The sequence below is a fragment of the Streptomyces sp. NPDC012474 genome (assembly GCF_042955185.1).
In the GTDB taxonomy this organism is placed as follows: domain Bacteria; phylum Actinomycetota; class Actinomycetes; order Streptomycetales; family Streptomycetaceae; genus Streptomyces; species Streptomyces cahuitamycinicus.
Genome location: NZ_JBIBEP010000005.1, coordinates 149,969 through 166,843 on the forward strand (window position 1 = coordinate 149,969; position 16,875 = coordinate 166,843).

20 protein-coding genes are annotated in these 16,875 nt (G+C 70.2%); 5 read left to right on the top strand and 15 right to left on the bottom strand.

Annotated elements, in window-relative coordinates; genetic code table 11:
• Nucleotides 1-116: 116 nt before the first annotated feature.
• The 4 genes from ACFY9S_RS13620 to ACFY9S_RS13635 all read right to left on the bottom strand — a co-directional run bounded on the left by ACFY9S_RS13620 (nucleotide 117) and on the right by ACFY9S_RS13635 (nucleotide 2,585).
• Nucleotides 117-347 carry a hypothetical protein gene (locus tag ACFY9S_RS13620; protein WP_391127004.1) on the bottom strand — a complete coding sequence of 77 codons (231 nt, stop codon included), beginning with the start codon at nucleotides 345-347 and terminating at the stop codon, nucleotides 117-119.
• A 117-nt stretch (nucleotides 348-464) separates the two neighbouring features.
• Nucleotides 465-1,454: a 2,3,4,5-tetrahydropyridine-2,6-dicarboxylate N-succinyltransferase gene (dapD, locus tag ACFY9S_RS13625; protein WP_391127005.1), complete on the bottom strand. Its 990-nt coding sequence runs from the start codon at nucleotides 1,452-1,454 to the stop codon at nucleotides 465-467.
• A gap of 262 nt (nucleotides 1,455-1,716) precedes the next feature.
• Nucleotides 1,717-2,265 (bottom strand): TetR family transcriptional regulator, encoded by a 549-nt coding sequence (locus ACFY9S_RS13630; RefSeq protein ID WP_391127008.1) that lies wholly within the window; start codon nucleotides 2,263-2,265, stop codon nucleotides 1,717-1,719.
• Nucleotides 2,265-2,585: a multidrug efflux SMR transporter gene (locus ACFY9S_RS13635; RefSeq protein WP_102913486.1), complete on the bottom strand. Its 321-nt coding sequence runs from the start codon at nucleotides 2,583-2,585 to the stop codon at nucleotides 2,265-2,267. Before ACFY9S_RS13635 ends, ACFY9S_RS13630 begins: the two co-directional genes overlap by 1 nt.
• A 181-nt stretch (nucleotides 2,586-2,766) precedes the next feature.
• On the opposite strand from ACFY9S_RS13635, the gene ACFY9S_RS13640 reads away from it, so the two are divergent.
• Nucleotides 2,767-3,600: an AbfB domain-containing protein gene (locus ACFY9S_RS13640; RefSeq protein WP_391127011.1), complete on the top strand. Its 834-nt coding sequence runs from the start codon at nucleotides 2,767-2,769 to the stop codon at nucleotides 3,598-3,600.
• A gap of 57 nt (nucleotides 3,601-3,657) precedes the next feature.
• Here ACFY9S_RS13640 and ACFY9S_RS13645 read toward each other — a convergent pair whose 3' ends face one another.
• Genes ACFY9S_RS13645 through ACFY9S_RS13680 form a run of 8 tightly spaced genes read right to left on the bottom strand, consistent with a single transcriptional unit; the run spans nucleotide 3,658 to nucleotide 10,247 of the window.
• Entirely contained in the window at nucleotides 3,658-3,990 is a 333-nt protein-coding gene (locus ACFY9S_RS13645; protein WP_102911749.1) for a metal-sulfur cluster assembly factor, read from the bottom strand.
• Nucleotides 3,987-4,457 (bottom strand): Fe-S cluster assembly sulfur transfer protein SufU, encoded by a 471-nt coding sequence (gene sufU / locus ACFY9S_RS13650; RefSeq protein ID WP_030852662.1) that lies wholly within the window; start codon nucleotides 4,455-4,457, stop codon nucleotides 3,987-3,989. The genes ACFY9S_RS13645 and sufU overlap by 4 nt, the downstream gene beginning before the upstream one ends.
• A 15-nt stretch (nucleotides 4,458-4,472) precedes the next feature.
• Nucleotides 4,473-5,729: a SufS family cysteine desulfurase gene (locus ACFY9S_RS13655; protein ID WP_391127015.1), complete on the bottom strand. Its 1,257-nt coding sequence runs from the start codon at nucleotides 5,727-5,729 to the stop codon at nucleotides 4,473-4,475.
• On the bottom strand, nucleotides 5,726-6,511 hold the full coding sequence (gene sufC, locus ACFY9S_RS13660) for a Fe-S cluster assembly ATPase SufC (RefSeq protein ID WP_391127018.1): 786 nt from the start codon (nucleotides 6,509-6,511) through the stop codon (nucleotides 5,726-5,728). The genes ACFY9S_RS13655 and sufC overlap by 4 nt, the downstream gene beginning before the upstream one ends.
• Nucleotides 6,512-6,518: 7 nt before the next feature.
• The gene (locus ACFY9S_RS13665) at nucleotides 6,519-6,836 is read right to left on the bottom strand and encodes a non-heme iron oxygenase ferredoxin subunit (RefSeq protein ID WP_033310791.1); all 318 of its coding nucleotides are present in this window, start codon (nucleotides 6,834-6,836) and stop codon (nucleotides 6,519-6,521) included.
• Nucleotides 6,833-8,053: a Fe-S cluster assembly protein SufD gene (gene sufD, locus ACFY9S_RS13670; RefSeq protein WP_391127020.1), complete on the bottom strand. Its 1,221-nt coding sequence runs from the start codon at nucleotides 8,051-8,053 to the stop codon at nucleotides 6,833-6,835. Before sufD ends, ACFY9S_RS13665 begins: the two co-directional genes overlap by 4 nt.
• 53 nt (nucleotides 8,054-8,106) lie before the next feature.
• Nucleotides 8,107-9,528, bottom strand: coding sequence for a Fe-S cluster assembly protein SufB (sufB, locus tag ACFY9S_RS13675; protein WP_062926168.1), 1,422 nt, complete (start codon nucleotides 9,526-9,528; stop codon nucleotides 8,107-8,109).
• Nucleotides 9,525-10,247 (bottom strand): metalloregulator ArsR/SmtB family transcription factor, encoded by a 723-nt coding sequence (locus ACFY9S_RS13680; protein WP_102911755.1) that lies wholly within the window; start codon nucleotides 10,245-10,247, stop codon nucleotides 9,525-9,527. The genes sufB and ACFY9S_RS13680 overlap by 4 nt, the downstream gene beginning before the upstream one ends.
• Before the next feature lie 160 nt (nucleotides 10,248-10,407).
• On the opposite strand from ACFY9S_RS13680, the gene ACFY9S_RS13685 reads away from it, so the two are divergent.
• Genes ACFY9S_RS13685 through ACFY9S_RS13700 form a run of 4 tightly spaced genes read left to right on the top strand, consistent with a single transcriptional unit; the run spans nucleotide 10,408 to nucleotide 14,010 of the window.
• Nucleotides 10,408-11,202 carry an AAC(3) family N-acetyltransferase gene (locus ACFY9S_RS13685; protein ID WP_391127024.1) on the top strand — a complete coding sequence of 265 codons (795 nt, stop codon included), beginning with the start codon at nucleotides 10,408-10,410 and terminating at the stop codon, nucleotides 11,200-11,202.
• A gap of 49 nt (nucleotides 11,203-11,251) precedes the next feature.
• Nucleotides 11,252-12,175, top strand: a complete 924-nt coding sequence (locus ACFY9S_RS13690) for an ABC transporter ATP-binding protein (protein ID WP_102911757.1) — start codon at nucleotides 11,252-11,254, stop codon at nucleotides 12,173-12,175.
• Nucleotides 12,172-12,948, top strand: a complete 777-nt coding sequence (locus ACFY9S_RS13695; protein ID WP_391127028.1) for an ABC transporter permease — start codon at nucleotides 12,172-12,174, stop codon at nucleotides 12,946-12,948. The genes ACFY9S_RS13690 and ACFY9S_RS13695 overlap by 4 nt, the downstream gene beginning before the upstream one ends.
• 54 nt (nucleotides 12,949-13,002) lie before the next feature.
• Nucleotides 13,003-14,010: a COX15/CtaA family protein gene (locus ACFY9S_RS13700; RefSeq protein ID WP_391127031.1), complete on the top strand. Its 1,008-nt coding sequence runs from the start codon at nucleotides 13,003-13,005 to the stop codon at nucleotides 14,008-14,010.
• Here the strand turns inward: ACFY9S_RS13700 and ACFY9S_RS13705 are convergent.
• The 3 genes from ACFY9S_RS13705 to ACFY9S_RS13715 all read right to left on the bottom strand — a co-directional run bounded on the left by ACFY9S_RS13705 (nucleotide 14,007) and on the right by ACFY9S_RS13715 (nucleotide 16,553).
• Nucleotides 14,007-15,113, bottom strand: a complete 1,107-nt coding sequence (locus ACFY9S_RS13705; RefSeq protein ID WP_391127034.1) for an amidohydrolase family protein — start codon at nucleotides 15,111-15,113, stop codon at nucleotides 14,007-14,009. The two genes, ACFY9S_RS13700 and ACFY9S_RS13705, sit on opposite strands and share 4 nt — an antisense overlap.
• 131 nt (nucleotides 15,114-15,244) lie before the next feature.
• The gene (locus ACFY9S_RS13710; protein WP_102907488.1) at nucleotides 15,245-15,577 is read right to left on the bottom strand and encodes a hypothetical protein; all 333 of its coding nucleotides are present in this window, start codon (nucleotides 15,575-15,577) and stop codon (nucleotides 15,245-15,247) included.
• Nucleotides 15,578-15,635: 58 nt separating this feature from the next.
• On the bottom strand, nucleotides 15,636-16,553 hold the full coding sequence (locus tag ACFY9S_RS13715; protein WP_180989379.1) for a heme o synthase: 918 nt from the start codon (nucleotides 16,551-16,553) through the stop codon (nucleotides 15,636-15,638).
• Nucleotides 16,554-16,875: the final 322 nt, after the last annotated feature.

Genomic DNA, 16,875 nt, shown 5'->3' on the forward strand with positions numbered 1-16,875 from the left:
CGTACTCCCTGTGACGCGTGCGGGGGCGCCCCGCTATGCCACCGGCCGGGAACAATGACGGGACGGCCCGCACCGCAGGTGACTGCGGTGCGGGCCGTCCCATGTCCTCTGCCGGCTCAGTTCCAGGCGTACCCGTCACCGAACAGCAGCGTGTGCTCCAGCACGTCCTCCGCCGGATCGTCGATCTGACCGACGTTGACGTTGATCAGACCGACCCGGTGGCCGTTGTGGGAGTCCGTGTTGGTCTCGTCGGCGTGCGCGGCGCCCGCCGGCAGCCAGCACACCGCCAGCACCGCGGCCACCCCGGCCAGCCTGCGCCCCACGGCCCGCCCCCGCTCGTTCCTCATGCCCCGGTCCTCGTTTCGTCGGTTCGGCGTCTGATCGGACACTGCGTCCACCCGTTCATCTGCCAAAAGCACCGCGAGGTCACGCCGGGTCATCCGTACGGGATCGGCGCGGGACCGTCAGTTGTGGCTGTGGAGGATCTCGTTCAGACCGCCCCAGACCGCGTTGTTCGGCCGGGCCTCGACCGTGCCGGTGACCGAGTTGCGGCGGAAGAGGATGTTGGAGGCGCCGGACAGTTCGCGGGCCTTGATGATCTGCCCGTCGGGCATGGTGACACGGGTGCCCGCGGTGACGTAGAGACCGGCCTCGACGACGCACTCGTCGCCCAGGGCGATGCCGACGCCCGCCTCGGCGCCGATCAGGCAGCGCTCGCCGACGGCGATGATGACATTGCCGCCGCCGGAGAGGGTGCCCATCGTGGAGGCGCCGCCGCCGATGTCCGAGCCGTCGCCGATCACGACACCGGCGGAGATGCGGCCCTCGACCATCGAGGTGCCGAGCGTGCCGGCGTTGAAGTTGACGAAGCCCTCGTGCATGACGGTGGTGCCCTCGGCGAGGTGGGCGCCGAGGCGGACCCGGTCGGCGTCGGCGATCCGGACGCCCTTGGGGGCCACGTAGTCCGTCATGCGCGGGAACTTGTCGACGGAGGTGACCTGGAGGTGCAGGCCCTCGGCGCGGGCGTTGAGCCGCACCTTCTCGAGGTCGTCGACGGCGACAGGGCCGAGCGAGGTCCAGGCGACGTTGGCGAGGAAGCCGAAGATGCCGTCCAGGCTCTGGCCGTGCGGCTTGACCAGGCGGTGGGAGAGCAGGTGCAGACGCAGATAGGTGTCGTGCGCGTCGATCGGCTTCTCGTCGAGCGAGGCGATGACCGTGCGGACCGCGACCACCTCGACGCCCCGGCGGGCGTCCGGGCCGATCGCCGCGGTCGCGCCACCGCCGAGCAGCTCCGCGGCGCGCTCGGCGGACAGCCGCTCGGTGCCGGACGGGCCGGGCTGCTCGGCCAGCTCGGGCGCGGGGAACCAGGTGTCGAGAACGGTGCCGTCGGCGGCGATCGTGGCGAGGCCGGCGGCCACGGCGCCGGTCGTGCGAGGAGCAGTCGTGTCGGTCATGAGGGCAACCTAACCGGCGGACGCCGATGGATGCGAACCCGTACGGGGCCATCTCACGGGACGGGCGGTATCCGCCCCCCGAAGACGCCCCTCAGCAGCACGGACACCGGGCACGGACGACTCTCTGACAACCGCTCCTCCCAACACGCCGCACCTGCTCAACTGCCCGGCCGACCCGCTCCCCCGCCCGGCCGCGACGACCACTCCTCCCAACACTCCCCACCTGTCCAACCGCGCGGCCGACCCGCTGAAACCACCGGCCTCATCCGGCCGCCCCGGCGAGCACCCGCCCCAGCAGTTCCCGTGCGTACTCCTCGTCGTACGGCACCCCCGTCAGCAGCACCTGCAGGCAGAGGCCGTCGACGACCGCCACCAGTGCGCGCGCGGTGACGGGGTCCGTTCGCAGGGACAGCAGCTCGGCGACCCCCTCGGCCCACTCGGCGGCGACGGGCCGCAGGGCGGGCCGGCGCAGGGCGGCCAGGTACAGCTCGCACTCCAGCTCCACACCCGTGCGGTCGCCGGAGAGCCACTCGCCGATCCACCCGGCGAGTTCGGTGGCCAGATCGGCGCGGGGATCCTCCAGGCCGCCGCTCGATGCGATCACCTTGGCGAAGCCCTCGTTGGTCTGCCGCAGCGCGGCGACCAGCAGCTCGTCGAGGGTCCGGAAGTGGTACGTCGTGGAGCCGAGCGGCACGTCCGCCTCGGCGGCGACGCTGCGGTGGCTCAGTCCGGCGATGCCCTTGGAGCCGACGACCCGGATCGCCGCGTCGATGATCCGCTGCCGCCGCTCGGGGTCATGGCGCCGGGGCATCAGTGCGCACCTCCCAGGTTCAGCACCACGACCCCGACGATGATCAGGGCGATCCCGGCGGCCTTGGCGACGGTCATGCCCTCGCCCAGGAAGAGGATCCCGATCGTGGCGATGGCGGCGGTGCCGGCCCCGGCCCAGATCGCGTAGGCCGTGCCGACCGACACGGTCTTCAGGGTCTGCGCGAGCAGCCCGAAGGAGAGGACGTAACCGGCGAGGGTGAGCAGCGAGGGGCCGAGCCTGCTGAACCCGTCGCTGTACTTCATGGCGGTGGTAGCGCCCACTTCGGCGGCTATGGCCCCGGCCAGCAGCAGATAACCCATGTGTACGAGCGTACACAGCATCTGTACGACCGTACGCAACGGCGGTCCGGGTATCGGTGAGAAACCGCTCTCACCAAATGCGCCACAGGCGCCCCACCAGTCAACTACGGTGTCCACCGATCACACACCGGGCCCCCACAACTGCGCCGCCGTCAAGGGTGCCCCGCCGGAGGAACAGCGCATGTCAGAACAGAAGTCCCGGCCGCCGCAGGACCGCCCCTGGGAGAGCGGCTGGGCCCCGGACACCACCCGGGCACCGGGCACCCGACGGCTCTGGCTGGCGGGCACGCTGGCCCTGGCCACGATCACCGCGTGCGTCACGGCCATCACCGTGATGGACCGGGAGGCCGGCGAGCAGGAGAACCGGGCGGCCGAGCCGACCACCCTCGGCAGTTCGGCCCCGGGCGGCCTGATCTCCTTCGCGACCCCGTCCGAGGGCGGCGCCGAGAAGGCCGGCGCGGACCGCGCCCACCCGACCCCCACCCCGACCGGCAGCGCTCCCACCGCCGCTCCGAGTCCGACGCCCCGGAAGAAGACCCCGAAGCCGCCGACGGCGTCCCCGGCTCCCTCGAAGAGCCCGAAGCCCCCGTCCTCCTCCGGCATATCCATACGCGCGGTCAACTGGTCCGACCGCTACTGGCGGGTGCGCGACGGTTATGTGCGCCTCGACCAGGTCGGATCAGGCTCCGAACAGCGCGAGGACGCCACCTTCCAGCGCGTGGCCGGCCTCTCCGACTCCTCCTGCTACTCCTTCACCACCGCGGACGGCCGCTACCTCCGCCACCGCAGCTTCGTCCTGGTCGCCAACAGGAACGACGGCTCGTCCCTCTTCCGCCAGGACGCCACGTTCTGCCCGCGCGTCTGGTCCCGCTCGGGAACGCTCACGCTGGAGTCGGTCAACTACCCGGGCCGTTTCCTGCGCCACCGCAACTTCCAGCTCCGCCTGGACCCCTTCGAGAACAGTCACCAGTACTACGCGGACGCGTCGTTCGAGATCGTGTCCGGCCTGGACTGAACATGCGTGAGGGCGGCACCCGGAAAGGGTGCCGCCCTCACGCATGTCAGTGGACCCTCAGACGTTGAACCCGAGAGCACGCAGCTGCTCACGCCCGTCGTCCGTGATCTTGTCGGGACCCCACGGCGGCATCCAGACCCAGTTGATGCGCAGCTCGTTCACGAGGCCGTCCGTGGCGGACTTCGCCTGGTCCTCGATGACGTCCGTCAGCGGACAGGCCGCCGAGGTCAGGGTCATGTCGAGCGTCGCGATGTTCGCGTCGTCGATGTGGATGCCGTAGATCAGGCCGAGGTTGACGACATCGATGCCCAGCTCGGGGTCGACCACGTCGTACAGCGCCTCACGGACCTCTTCCTCCGAGGCCGGCTTCATCTCAACGGTCTCGCTCATGCCGTCGTCTCCTTCTCGGCGTCGGCTCCGCCCAGCACCTGGGCCGTCGCGTCCTTCCAGGCCATCCAGCTCAGCAGGGCGCACTTCACCCGGGCCGGGTACTTGGACACCCCGGCGAACGCGACCGCGTCCTCCAGGATCTCCTCCATCGCGTCGTCGGGTTCGAGCTTCCCCTTGGACTGCATCAGCTCCAGGAAGGTCTCCTGGATCTTCCGCGCGTCGGAGAGGTCCTTGCCGACGAGGAGGTCGTTCAGTACGGACGCGCTCGCCTGGCTGATCGAACAGCCCTGGCCCTCGTACGAGACGTCCTCGATCGTGGTGCCGTCGTACTTCACGCGCAGTGTGATCTCGTCACCGCACGTCGGGTTGACGTGGTGCACCTCGGCGTCGCCATCCCGCAAGCCCCGCCCGTGCGGGTTCTTGTAGTGGTCCAGGATGACTTCCTGGTACATGGAGTCCAGTTTCACCGTCTAGCACGCCCCTCAGCCGAAGAAGTTCCGTACGTGCTCCAGGCCGTCGACCAGTGCGTCGATCTCGGCCGGCGTGGAGTACAGATAGAACGACGCTCGCGTGGTCGCAGGAATTCCGTACCGCAGGCAGACCGGCCGCGCGCAGTGGTGTCCGACCCGGACCGCGATGCCCTGCTCGTCGAGGACCTGGCCCACGTCGTGCGGGTGGATGTCCCCGAGGGTGAAGCTGATCGCCGCGCCGCGCTCCTCGGCCGTGGTCGGGCCGATGATCCGCAGGTCGGGGACGTCCAGCAGCCGCTTGACCGCGTACTCGGTGAGCGCGTGCTCGTGGGCGAGGATCTTGTCCATGCCGATCGAGTCGAGGTAGTCGATCGCCGCGCCGAGGCCGACCGCCTGGGCGATCGGGGGCGTGCCCGCCTCGAACTTGTGGGGCGCCGGGGCGTACGTCGAGGAGTGCATCGACACCGTCTCGATCATCTCGCCGCCGCCGAGGAACGGTGGCAGGTCCTCCAGCAGCTCCTGGCGGCCCCAGAGGACGCCGATGCCGGTCGGGCCGCACATCTTGTGACCGGTGAAGGCCACGAAGTCGGCCTGCAGGGCCTGCACGTCCAGCGGCATGTGCGGCGCGGCCTGGGAGGCGTCGATGCACACCAGCGCACCGACCTCCTGGGCGCGGCGCACGATCGCCTCGACGGGGTTCTGGGTGCCGAGGATGTTGGAGACCAGCACGAAGGAGACGATCTTCGTCTTCTCCGTGATGACCTCGTCGATGTTCGACAGGTCGAGACGGCCGTCGTCGGTCAGGCCGAACCACTTCAGCTTCGCTCCGGTGCGCTGCGCGAGCAGCTGCCACGGCACGATGTTGGAGTGGTGCTCCATCTCGGTGATGACGATCTCGGTCTCGGCGTCCACGCGGTAGGGCTCGTCGGCCCAGCCCAGCATGTTCGCGACGAGGTTGAGCGACTCGGAGGCGTTCTTGGTGAAGATCACCTCGTCGCGGCTCGGCGCGTTGACGAACGCGGCGACCTTGTCGCGCGCGCCTTCGTACAGCGCCGTGGCCTCCTCGGCGAGCACATGCACACCGCGGTGGACGTTGGCGTTGTAGCGCTCGTAGTACTCGCTCAGGGCGTCCAGCACCTGGCGCGGCTTCTGGCTCGTCGCCGCGTTGTCCAGGTACACGAGCTTCCGGCCGTCGTGGACCTGGCGGTCCAGGATCGGGAAGTCCTTGCGGATCGCCTCGGTGTCGAGGAGGCCCGGCAGCAATGTCACGCGGATGCGCCGCCCTTCGTGTCGACTCCGTCGTGCTTCGCGTACGCCTCGTAGCCCTCGTTCTCCAGCTTGTCGGCGAGCTCGGCGCCGCCGGACTCGACGATCCGGCCGCCGGAGAAGACGTGCACGTAGTCGGGCTTGATGTAGCGGAGGATACGCGTGTAGTGCGTGATCAGCAGGGTGCCGACCTCGCCCGTCTCGCGGACGCGGTTCACGCCCTCCGACACGACGCGCAGGGCGTCGACGTCCAGCCCGGAGTCGGTCTCGTCGAGGACCGCGACCTTCGGCTTGAGCAGCTCCAGCTGGAGGATCTCGTGGCGCTTCTTCTCACCGCCGGAGAAGCCCTCGTTGACGTTGCGCTCGGCGAAGGAGGGGTCGATGTTGAGGCGCTGCATGGCCTCCTTGACCTCCTTCACCCAGGTGCGCAGCTTGGGGGCCTCGCCGCGGACGGCGGTGGCGGAGGTGCGCAGGAAGTTCGACACGGAGACACCCGGCACCTCGACCGGGTACTGCATCGCGAGGAACAGTCCGGCGCGGGCGCGCTCGTCGACGGACATCTCCAGGACGTCCTCGCCGTCGAGGGTGACGGTGCCGCCGGTGATCGTGTACTTCGGGTGACCCGCGAGGGAGTAGGCGAGGGTCGACTTGCCGGAGCCGTTGGGGCCCATGATGGCGTGCGTCTCGCCCTGCTTCACGGTGAGGTCGACGCCCTTGAGGATCTCCTTCGTGGCGTTGTCGGCCTCGACGGTGACGTGCAGGTCTCGGATTTCAAGCGTTGCCATGGATGCCTCAGGACTCCTGGGTGAGGGAGACGAGCACGTCGTCCCCATCGATCTGTACGGGGTAAACGGGGACGGGGCGCGTCGCCGGGAGGGCGTCGGGCTTGCCGGAACGGAGGTCGAAGCGCGAGCCGTGCAGCCAGCACTCGATGTGGCAGTCGTCGACCTCGCCCTCCGACAGGGAGACGTTCGCGTGCGAGCAGATGTCGTGGATCGCGAACACCTCGCCCTCGGTCTGCACGATGGACACGGGCGTGCCGTCGAGTTCCACCCGCTTCGGGGTGTCCTCCTCCAGCTCACCGAGCCCGCAGGCGCGTACGAAGGTCATGCGTCCGCCGCCTCCAGCTCCTCCTCGATCTTGGCGATCAGTCGCTCCTCGATGTCGGGGAGCCCGATCTGCTGGACCAGCTCGGCGAAGAAGCCGCGGACCACCAGTCGGCGGGCCTCCTGCTCCGGGATGCCGCGGGCCATGAGGTAGAAGAGCTGCTCGTCGTCGAAGCGGCCGGTCGCCGAGGCGTGGCCGGCGCCGACGATCTCGCCGGTCTCGATCTCGAGGTTCGGTACGGAGTCCACCCGCGCCCCGTCCGTGAGGACCAGGTTGCGGTTCATCTCGTACGTGTCCGTGCCCTCGGCCTTGGCCTCGATGAGCACGTCGCCGATCCACACCGCGTGCGCGTCGTCGCCCTGGAGCGCGCCCTTGTAGACGACGTTCGACTTGCAGTGCGGGACGTTGTGGTCGACCAGGAGGCGGTGCTCCTGGTGCTGGCCCTGGTCGGTCAGGTACAGGCCGAACAGCTCGGCCTCGCCGCCCGGGCCGGCGTACTGCACGCGCGGGTGCAGTCGGACGAGGTCGCCGCCGAAGGTGACGACGACCGACTTGAAGGAGGCGTCGCGGCCGACGAGCGCGTTGTGCTGGGCGACGTGGACGGCCTTGTCGTCCCAGTCCTGGACGGAGACGACGGTGAGCTTGGCGCCGTCGCCCAGGAGGTAGTCGACGTTGGCGGCGAGCACCGCGTCACCGGTGTGGTCGATGACCACGACGGCCTCGGCGAAGGCGCCCAGCTCGATCACCTGGTGGCCGAAGGCGGTGCCGCCCTCGCCGTGCACCGCGATGCGGATGGGCTCGGTGAGGACGGTCTCCTTGGGGACGGTCACGACCCCGGCCTTCTCGAACGCCGAGTAGGCCTGGGCGGCGACGCGGTCCGCCGGGGTGCCGGCCTTGCCGAGCCGCGCGTCGTCGCGGCCGACGGCCTCGACGGTGACGCCCTCGGGTGCCTGCACGTCGATCTTCACGCCGTTGCCGGTGGCGACGGCGGTGCCGTCGTGCAGGCCGCGCAGGCGCTCCAGCGGGGTGAACCGCCACTCCTCCTCGCGGCCGTGCGGGACGGGGAAGTCCGCCACGTCGAAGGACGGCGGCGCGCTCATGCGCGTGGCGACGGTCGACTCCGCGGCGACCGCGATCGAGCCCGCGGTCGTGGATCCCACGGGTGGGGGTCCCCCCGCTCGAGCGGAGCCGAGAGTGGGGGAGTTCTGGGCCTCAGCCATGGCTGTCGTAGTGCTCTCTTTCGGGAGTGGGACTTCTGCTGTCGAGGGGGCGGTCAGCCGACCGCGCCTTCCATCTGCAGCTCGATCAGCCGGTTGAGCTCCAGCGCGTACTCCATGGGGAGCTCCTTGGCGATGGGCTCGACGAAGCCGCGCACGATCATCGCCATGGCCTCGAACTCGCTCAGGCCGCGGCTCATCAGGTAGAAGAGCTGGTCCTCGGAGACCTTGGAGACGGTCGCCTCGTGGCCCATGGACACGTCGTCCTCGCGGACGTCCACGTAGGGGTAGGTGTCTGAGCGGGAGATGGTGTCGACGAGCAGCGCGTCGCACAGCACGTTCGACTTGGAGCCGTGGGCGCCTTCACCGATCTCGACCAGGCCACGGTACGAGGTACGGCCGCCACCGCGCGCCACCGACTTGGAGACGATGTTGGAGGAGGTGTTCGGTGCCATGTGGACCATCTTGGAGCCGGCGTCCTGGTGCTGCCCCTCGCCCGCGAAGGCGATGGAGAGGGTCTCGCCCTTGGCGTGCTCGCCCATCAGGTAGACGGCCGGGTACTTCATCGTCACCTTGGAGCCGATGTTGCCGTCGATCCACTCCATGGTCGCGCCCTCGTAGGCGACGGCGCGCTTGGTGACCAGGTTGTAGACGTTGTTCGACCAGTTCTGGATGGTCGTGTAACGGCAGCGGGCGTTCTTCTTGACGATGATCTCGACGACCGCGGAGTGCAGCGAGTCCGACTTGTAGATCGGGGCGGTGCAGCCCTCGACGTAGTGCACGTAGGCACCCTCGTCGACGATGATCAGGGTCCGCTCGAACTGGCCCATGTTCTCCGTGTTGATGCGGAAGTAGGCCTGGAGCGGGATCTCCACGTGCACGCCCGGCGGCACGTAGATGAAGGAGCCCCCCGACCACACGGCGGAGTTCAGCGACGCGAACTTGTTGTCGCCGACGGGGATGACCGTCCCGAAGTACTCCTTGAAGAGCTCCGGGTGCTCCTTCAGCGCGGTGTCGGTGTCGAGGAAGATGACGCCCTGCTCCTCCAGGTCCTCGCGGATCTGGTGGTAGACGACCTCCGACTCGTACTGTGCGGCGACACCGGCGACGAGGCGCTGCTTCTCCGCCTCGGGGATGCCGAGCTTGTCGTACGTGTTCTTGATGTCCTCGGGCAGGTCCTCCCAGGACTCCGCCTGCTTCTCCGTGGAGCGCACGAAGTACTTGATGTTGTCGAAGTCGATGCCCGAGAGGTCCGAGCCCCAGTTGGGCATGGGCTTCTTCTCGAACAGGCGCAGGCCCTTGAGGCGGAGCTTGGTCATCCACTCCGGCTCGTTCTTCTTGGAGGAGATGTCCCGGACGACGTCCTCGTTGATGCCGCGCTTGGCAGAGGCGCCGGCCGTGTCGGAGTCGGCCCAGCCGTACTCGTACTTGCCCAGGCCCTCGAGCTCGGGGTGGGCAGTCTCCGTGGGGAGAGTCATGCGGGGTTCCTCCCGGCCGTGCTTGCAGATGCGTTGTGGGAAATCTTGGGGATGAACGTCGTGCAGACGCCGTCGCCGTGCGCGATGGTGGCGAGCCGCTGTACGTGCGTACCGAGCAGCTCGGCGAAAAATTCCGTCTCCGCCTCGCACAGTTGCGGGAACTGCTCGGCGACGTGGGCGACCGGGCAGTGGTGCTGGCAGAGCTGCTCACCCTGCTGAGGGTGGGGCGCGCTGCGCGCCGTAGCAGCGTACCCGTCGGTACTCAGGGCCTTGGCCAGTGCTTCGGTCCGCTTCTCCGGCGGGGCGGCCTCGACCGCCCGGCGGTAGGCGCCCGCCTGTGCGGCGATCCTGGCGCGGGCGAACGCGGCGATCGCCTCGTTGCCGCCCTCGCGGTCGGCGATCCAGCGCAGGGCGTCCGCCGCGAGCGTGTCGTAGGACTGGTCGAAGGCGTCCCGGCCGCAGTCCGTCAGGGCGAACACCTTGGCCGGCCGGCCGCGGGTCCGCGCGCCGTACACCCGCTGCTCGCGCGCCTCCACGACACCGTCGCCCGTCAGGGCGTCGAGGTGCCGGCGCACGGCCGCCTGGGTGAGGCCCAGCCGCTCGGCGAGTACGGCGACGGTCGAGGGGCCGTGGTCCAGGATGGACCGCGCGACCCGGTTGCGGGTGGACCGCTCCCCGGTCGCCAGCTCCTCGTGAGGTGCCTCGCCGACGTTTTTCACAACGCCATTGTTGCGTAATTCCTCCGGACCCGGCAAGCCGCGTGCGCCGGACCCGGGGTGCCCTGCATCACTTAGGCAAACCTAATCTGACCTGCGGAAACGATCTCTGATCGATCAAAGAGGTAGCATGCGGCAGCCGCTTCGGGGACACTCCGGAACCATGCCCACACCCCCTCCGACCGGCCCTCTTGTCACCCGCGAGACGCTCCGGACACAGCTCACCGAGCTCGGTGTACAGCCCGGTGAGACCCTCCTCGTGCACTCCTCGCTCAGCGCCCTCGGCTGGGTGAACGGCGGTGCCGTCACGGTGGTGCGGGGACTGCTCGACGCCCTCGGCCCACAGGGCACGCTAGTGGTCCCCACCCAGACCGGCGACCTGTCCGATCCGGCCCTGTGGAGCAACCCGCCCGTACCCCCGCAATGGTGGGCGGCCATCCGGGCCACCATGCCCGCCTACGACCCCCGGATCACGCCCGCCCGTGGGGTCGGCGTCGTCCCGGAGACCGTGCGGAACTGGCCCGGCGCACTGCGCAGCGCGCATCCGCAGACCTCGTTCGCCGCGCTCGGCCCGCGTGCGGCGGACGTGCTCGACGGGCACGCACCCGCCTGCCGGCTCGGCGAGCGGAGCCCGCTGGCGAAACTGGAGGCGATGGGCGCCCGGGTGCTGCTGCTCGGCGCCGGCTACGCCTCCTGCACGAGTTTCCACCTCGCCGAGTACCGGATCCCGTCCCCGCGCGTCGCCGTGGGCCGGCCCGGTCCGCAGGGCTGGGAGACCGTCACCGAGGTGTCCATCAGCTCGGACCGTTTCGACGAGCTGGGCTACGACTTCGAGCGGGACCGTCCCGTGGTGCGCGGCAAGGTCGGGGCCGCCGAGGCGCGGCTGTTCCCGGTGAAGGACGCGGTGGACTACGCCGAACGGTGGCTCGCGGTGCACCGGCCGCGCGAGGAGGGGTAGCCGCACCCGCCGGTCCGGGCCCCCGCGCGCGTCCCTAGACTCTGGACCCATGCGAAGTGAGCCCGTGGTCCAGGTCCAGGCCCTGGTGAAGCGGTACGGCACGAAGACCGCGGTGGACGGGCTCGACCTGGTGGCCCGGACGGGTGTGACCGCCGTGCTCGGCCCCAACGGGGCGGGCAAGACGACCACGGTCGAGACCTGCGAGGGGTACCGGAAGCCGGACTCCGGCACGGTGCGCGTCCTGGGCCTCGACCCGGTGAGACAGTCCGCGGACCTGCGGCCCCGCATCGGCGTGATGCTCCAGTCCGGCGGCGTCTACTCCGGCTCCCGGGCCGACGAGATGCTCCGCCACGTGGCCATGCTGCACGCGCACCCCCTGGACGTGGACGCGCTGACCGAGCGCCTGGGCCTCGGCTCCTGCGGCCGTACGACGTACCGGCGGCTGTCGGGCGGGCAGCAGCAGCGGCTCGCGCTGGCCATGGCCGTGGTGGGACGCCCGGAGCTGGTCTTCCTCGACGAGCCGACCGCCGGGCTCGACCCGCAGGCCCGCCGCGCCACCTGGGACCTCGTCCGGGACCTGCGCGCCGACGGCGTCTCCGTGATCCTCACCACGCACTACATGGACGAGGCCGAGCAGCTCGCCGACGACGTGGCGATCATCGACGCGGGCCGGGTCATCGCCCAGGGCTCCCCGGAGGAGCTGTGCCGGGGCGGTGCTGAGAACACGCTCCGCTTCTCGGGGCGGCCGGGCCTGGACGTGGGCTCGCTGCTGAAGGCCCTGCCCGCCGACTGCTCGGCCGCCGAGCTGACGCCGGGTTCCTACCGGGTCGTCGGCAAGGTCGACCCACAGCTGCTCGCGACGGTCACCTCCTGGTGCGCCCAGCACGGCGTGATGCCGGAGAAGATCTCGGTCGAGCGGCACACCCTGGAGGACGTCTTCCTGGAGCTCACCGGCAAGGAGCTGCGCTCATGACCGCCACCGGCACCGGGACGTACACGCCGCAGCCCGGCGCGGCGCCCCTCCCCCGCATGATCGCGGCCCAGGCCCTGCTCGAAACGAAGATGCTGCTGCGCAACGGCGAGCAGCTGCTGCTGACCGTCGTCATCCCGGCCCTGCTCCTGGTGCTGTTCAGCACCGTGGACATCATCGACACGGGCGCCGGCGAGACCGTCGACTTCCTCACCCCGGGCGTCCTCGCGCTCGCGGTGATGTCGACGGCGTTCACCGGCCAGGCCATCGCGACCGGCTTCGAGCGCCGCTACGGCGTGCTGAAGCGGCTGGCCTCCTCGCCCCTGCCCCGCTGGGGCCTGATGACGGCGAAGACGCTCTCGGTCCTGGTCACCGAGGTGCTCCAGGTGATCCTGCTCACCGTGATCGCCTTCGCGCTCGGCTGGTCACCGCAGGGCGACCCGGCCGCCGTGCTGCTGCTCCTGGTCCTCGGCACGGCGGCCTTCTCGGGCCTCGGGCTGCTGATGGCCGGGACGCTGAAGGCCGAGGCCACACTGGCCGCGGCCAACCTGGTGTTCCTGCTGCTGCTCGTCGGCGGCGGGGTCATCGTGCCGCTCGACAAGTTCCCCTCCGGCGCCCAGGACGTGCTCGGTCTGCTGCCGATCTCGGCCCTGTCCGACGGACTGCGGGACGTGCTCCAGCACGGCGCCGGGATGCCCTGGGGCGATCTGGGGATCCTGGCCGTCTGGGCGGTCGCGGGGCTGGCGGCGGCCGGGAAGTTCTTCCGCTGGGAGTAGAGGAGGTGCCCTGTGAGGGACCCTCGTGAAAGCGTGCACAAGCGGCGGCCTACGATGGTTCGCGTGCCAAACGTGACCCGCGCCGACGCTCAGGCCGCCCTGCGCAACCCGCTCGCCTTCATCGCCGCGCGCTGGACCCCGGAACCCCGGACGGTCCGGCGTGCGGCCCTCTCCGCGCTCCTGATGGCGGTGCTCATCGTCGTCACCGGAGGCGCCGTACGGCTGACCGGCTCGGGCCTGGGCTGCCCGACCTGGCCCAAGTGCACCGACGACTCGCTCACCACCACCAGCGCGATGGGCTTCCACGGCGCCATCGAGTTCGGCAACCGCATGCTGACGTACGTGCTGTGCGCCGCCGTCGGGTGGGCGATCATCGCCGCGCGCTCGCAGAAGCCGTACCGCCGCGGCCTGGTCCTGCTGGGCTGGGTGCAGTTCTGGATCGTGATGAGCAACGCGGTGCTGGGTGGCATCGTGGTGCTGGTCGGTCTCAACCCGTACACGGTCGCTGCCCACTTCGTGGCGACGTCCGCGCTCATCGCGGTGGCCACGGTGATGTGGCAGCGCACCCGTGAGGGTGACGCGGCGCCGCGTCCGCTGGTCGGCAAGGCCGTGCGGCAGCTGGTGTGGTTCCTGACCGCGGCGGCCGCTGCGCTCATCCTGGTCGGAACCGTCGTCACGGGCGCGGGCCCGCACGCGGGCGACTCCAGTGAGGTCGAGCGGATGCCGGTCGACTGGGAGACGGTCAGCAAGCTGCACGCCGTGCTGGCGTGGATCGTAGTGACGCTGACGTTCGCCCTGTGGTTCGTCCTCAAGGCGGTCGACGCGCCGAAGAACCCGCTGGCCCGGACCCGTGAGCTGTTCCTGATCCTGCTCGCGCAGGGCGTCATCGGTTACGTCCAGTACTTCACGGACCTGCCCGAGGTCCTGGTCGGCCTGCACATGCTGGGCTCGGCCGTGATGTGGATCTGGGTGCTGCGGGTGGTGCTGTCGCTGCGCGAGCGGTCCGAGGCCGGCGCGGATCTGCCCGGGCCCGCCACCGAGGCCGCCCTGACCAAGGCCTAACCGAGCCCGTACACCCTGTGGGCGTTTCCCGACGCCAGCATGCCCGCCACCCGCTGGGCGTCGGCCAGGGACCACGCCCCGTCGGCGACCCAGGTGCCGAGCACGCGTCCCAGGGCCTCGCGGAACAGGCGGGCGCCCACGAGGTGCAGCTCGGGCAGGCCCTGCGCGCCGGTGGAGAAGAGGAGCTTGCCGAAGGGCGCCAGCTCCAGGACCTCGGCGAGGACGGTCGCGGCCCGGGCGCCCGTGCGGACCAGGGCGGCGCCGCAGTCGACGTGGACGTGCGGGAAGACGGCGGCGAGATGGGCCGCGTTCCGGTGGTACGGGTAGCCGTGCAGCAGGACCAGGTCCGTGCCGAGCCCGGCCGTGGCCCGCGCGAAGTCCGTCAGCAGCACCGGGTCCGTACGGTCGGTCCGCAGCCCCGGCGCGCCCAGCCCCGCGTGCAGCTGGAGCGGCAGACCCGAGGCGACCGCGCTCCACAGCAGATGCCGCAGCAGCACCGGGTCGCTCAGCTCCCCGCCGACCCCGCGCCCGGCGAGCCAGCGGCCGGCCGCCCCGCGCACCTCCCCCGGCCCGGGCGGTTCCGGCACGAGCGCGAGGCCGTGCCGTACGCCCGCGACCGAGGTGAAGGCGACGGCGTTCGCGGCGGCCGCGTGCACCGACTCGGCGAGGTTGGCGAGGAAGGACTCGACGGTTCCGGAGGTGTCGGCGACCTGCTCGGCGAGGAGTTCCAGGCGCACGATCTCGCGGGCCTCGGCGGCTCCGGCACAGGCCAGCTCGCCGGGATCCGTCAGATCGCCGGGAAGGCCGGTGTCGACCAGGTACATGGTGATGCCGCTGCCGCGCAGGAGCCGGCGGCCGGACTCCAGGACGCCCAGCTCCCGGCGGCGGGCCAGGTAGCGGGCGGGCGTGCAGTGCGGTTCGAGGCCCAGCAGGGGCGGGCACCAGCGCCGCACGGCGAAGCCGGTCTGGGTGTCGAAGAGGGTGGTGCCGGGGGCGGGTGGGCCCTCGGTGTGGCTGAGCTGGGCCTCGAAGGTGCCGAGGCCCAGCTCCTTGCGGAGTACTCCGTGGCAGTACTGGTCCACCAGTGACGGCGTTTCGATCATCCGGGCCTCCCGGTGTGGACCCTGTGGTTCTCAAGGGTCCTAACGGGTGCACCGGGTTCGAGGTCGCGGTCCGGGCCTTGTGTGGTTGCTCGCGCAGTTCCCCGCGCCCCCAGGAACCAGAAGCCGGTTGCTCAGCCGTTCTTCGGGCCGCCCACCTGGATGCCCGCCATCCGCGACCACTCGTAGGGCCCCGTCTTGACCTTGGCCGCGAATTCGCCGTCGAAGGACTCGTGGGTCGTGATGCCCGACTTCTCCACGGCCTTCTCGGCGATCTCGTAGGAGGGGGCGACCAGGTCGCCCCAGTTTCCGTCCTCGCCGACCAGGACGATGCGGGCGCCGCGCTGGCCGAGGTAGGCGACCTGGCCCTCGGCGCCGCCGTGGGCCGCGGAGAAGGAGGAGATCTGCTGGGCCAGCCGGGCCACCTTGCGCTCGGCCTTCGGGTCAACCTGCTGCGTGTCTGCCATGGCCAGGATGCTACTCACGGGTAGGTCATCCCGCGAGGGCAGGGCGGTGTGACGTACGTCAGCGCAGGAACGGGTCGACCGCGACCGCCACGAACAGCAGCGAGACGTAGGTGATCGACCAGTGGAACAGGCGCATCTCCTTCAGCTTCGCGCCCGTCACCTCCGCCTTCGCGCGGTTCTGCAGGCCGTGCGCCTCCCAGAGCCAGAAGCCGCCCGCGACCAGTGCCACCGATGTGTAGAACCAGCCCGTGTAGCCGAGCGGGGTCAGCAGCAGCGAGACGGCGACCATGACCCAGCTGTAGATCACGATCTGCTTGGCGACGACCTTGTTGGAGGCGACCACCGGCAGCATCGGCACGCCCACGCGCGCGTAGTCCTCCCTGACCTTCATGGACAGCGGCCAGTAGTGCGGCGGCGTCCAGAAGAACATGACGAGGAACAGGATGACCGGCGCCCACGACATGGAGTTCGTGACCGAGGACCAGCCGATCAGCACCGGCAGGCAGCCGGCGATGCCGCCCCACACGATGTTCTGCGAGGTCCGGCGCTTGAGGATCATCGTGTAGACGACCACGTAGAAGAGGAGCGCGCCGAGGGAGAGCCAGGCGCTCAGCCAGTTCACGGTCAGGCCGAAGAGCAGGGTGGAGGTGATCGCCAGGGTGATGCCGAAGGCGAGACACTCGCGCGGGCTGACCATGCCGGTGACCAGTGGCCGCTGTGAGGTGCGGTCCATCAGCGCGTCGATGTCGCGGTCGATGTACATGTTGAGCGCGTTGGCGCCGCCCGCGGACATGTAGCCGCCGAGACACGTCAGCAGCACCAGCGTCAGGTCGGGCACGCCCTGCTGCGCCAGGAACATCACCGGCACCGTGGTGATCAGCAGCAGCTCGATGATCCGCGGCTTGGTGAGAGCCACGAACGCCTTGACACGGGCCCCGAACGGCCGGTGGGCCGGGCTCTGGTCCGCCCCTAGCATCCCCGCTGGACGGGATTCAACGGCCGTCACGCACACCCCTACAGAGACATCCCAGCAAGCCTCGTCCCTGTGAAGTCCCGGTAAAGGCTCGCGCGTACCACGCCACTTTAGACGTTGCCCAGACTCGGACATTCGCGGGGGTCGGCTCGTGTTGGAGGGGGGCTTCCGAAGGGCGCGCCGAAGCTCGATTGAGCACCCGGATGAGCGGCTCCGTATTCACCTGTCGAATGCGGTACGGCCCAGTCAGGAGGCGGACCGGGATCAGCCCCGGCACTCTGGAGTGACTCGAAAAAACGCACGTCCCACGGGGGTAGGCTCGACT

What these genes read in the sequence shown, in the direction of transcription:
- sufC (WP_391127018.1), bottom strand. Translation starts at nt 6,511, where the DNA reads ATGGCAACGCTTGAAATCCGAGACCTGCACGTCACCGTCGAGGCCGAC.
- ACFY9S_RS13630 (WP_391127008.1), bottom strand. Translation starts at nt 2,265, where the DNA reads ATGCCCCGGCGCCATGACCCCGAGCGGCGGCAGCGGATCATCGACGCG.
- ACFY9S_RS13700 (WP_391127031.1), top strand. Translation starts at nt 13,003, where the DNA reads ATGGTTCGCGTGCCAAACGTGACCCGCGCCGACGCTCAGGCCGCCCTG.
- ACFY9S_RS13710 (WP_102907488.1), bottom strand. Translation starts at nt 15,577, where the DNA reads ATGGCAGACACGCAGCAGGTTGACCCGAAGGCCGAGCGCAAGGTGGCC.
- ACFY9S_RS13645 (WP_102911749.1), bottom strand. Translation starts at nt 3,990, where the DNA reads ATGAGCGAGACCGTTGAGATGAAGCCGGCCTCGGAGGAAGAGGTCCGT.
- ACFY9S_RS13665 (WP_033310791.1), bottom strand. Translation starts at nt 6,836, where the DNA reads ATGACCTTCGTACGCGCCTGCGGGCTCGGTGAGCTGGAGGAGGACACC.
- sufD (WP_391127020.1), bottom strand. Translation starts at nt 8,053, where the DNA reads ATGGCTGAGGCCCAGAACTCCCCCACTCTCGGCTCCGCTCGAGCGGGG.
- ACFY9S_RS13635 (WP_102913486.1), bottom strand. Translation starts at nt 2,585, where the DNA reads ATGGGTTATCTGCTGCTGGCCGGGGCCATAGCCGCCGAAGTGGGCGCT.
- ACFY9S_RS13715 (WP_180989379.1), bottom strand. Translation starts at nt 16,553, where the DNA reads ATGCTAGGGGCGGACCAGAGCCCGGCCCACCGGCCGTTCGGGGCCCGT.
- ACFY9S_RS13640 (WP_391127011.1), top strand. Translation starts at nt 2,767, where the DNA reads ATGTCAGAACAGAAGTCCCGGCCGCCGCAGGACCGCCCCTGGGAGAGC.
- ACFY9S_RS13695 (WP_391127028.1), top strand. Translation starts at nt 12,172, where the DNA reads ATGACCGCCACCGGCACCGGGACGTACACGCCGCAGCCCGGCGCGGCG.
- sufB (WP_062926168.1), bottom strand. Translation starts at nt 9,528, where the DNA reads ATGACTCTCCCCACGGAGACTGCCCACCCCGAGCTCGAGGGCCTGGGC.
- ACFY9S_RS13685 (WP_391127024.1), top strand. Translation starts at nt 10,408, where the DNA reads ATGCCCACACCCCCTCCGACCGGCCCTCTTGTCACCCGCGAGACGCTC.
- ACFY9S_RS13620 (WP_391127004.1), bottom strand. Translation starts at nt 347, where the DNA reads ATGAGGAACGAGCGGGGGCGGGCCGTGGGGCGCAGGCTGGCCGGGGTG.
- ACFY9S_RS13705 (WP_391127034.1), bottom strand. Translation starts at nt 15,113, where the DNA reads ATGATCGAAACGCCGTCACTGGTGGACCAGTACTGCCACGGAGTACTC.
- ACFY9S_RS13690 (WP_102911757.1), top strand. Translation starts at nt 11,252, where the DNA reads ATGCGAAGTGAGCCCGTGGTCCAGGTCCAGGCCCTGGTGAAGCGGTAC.
- dapD (WP_391127005.1), bottom strand. Translation starts at nt 1,454, where the DNA reads ATGACCGACACGACTGCTCCTCGCACGACCGGCGCCGTGGCCGCCGGC.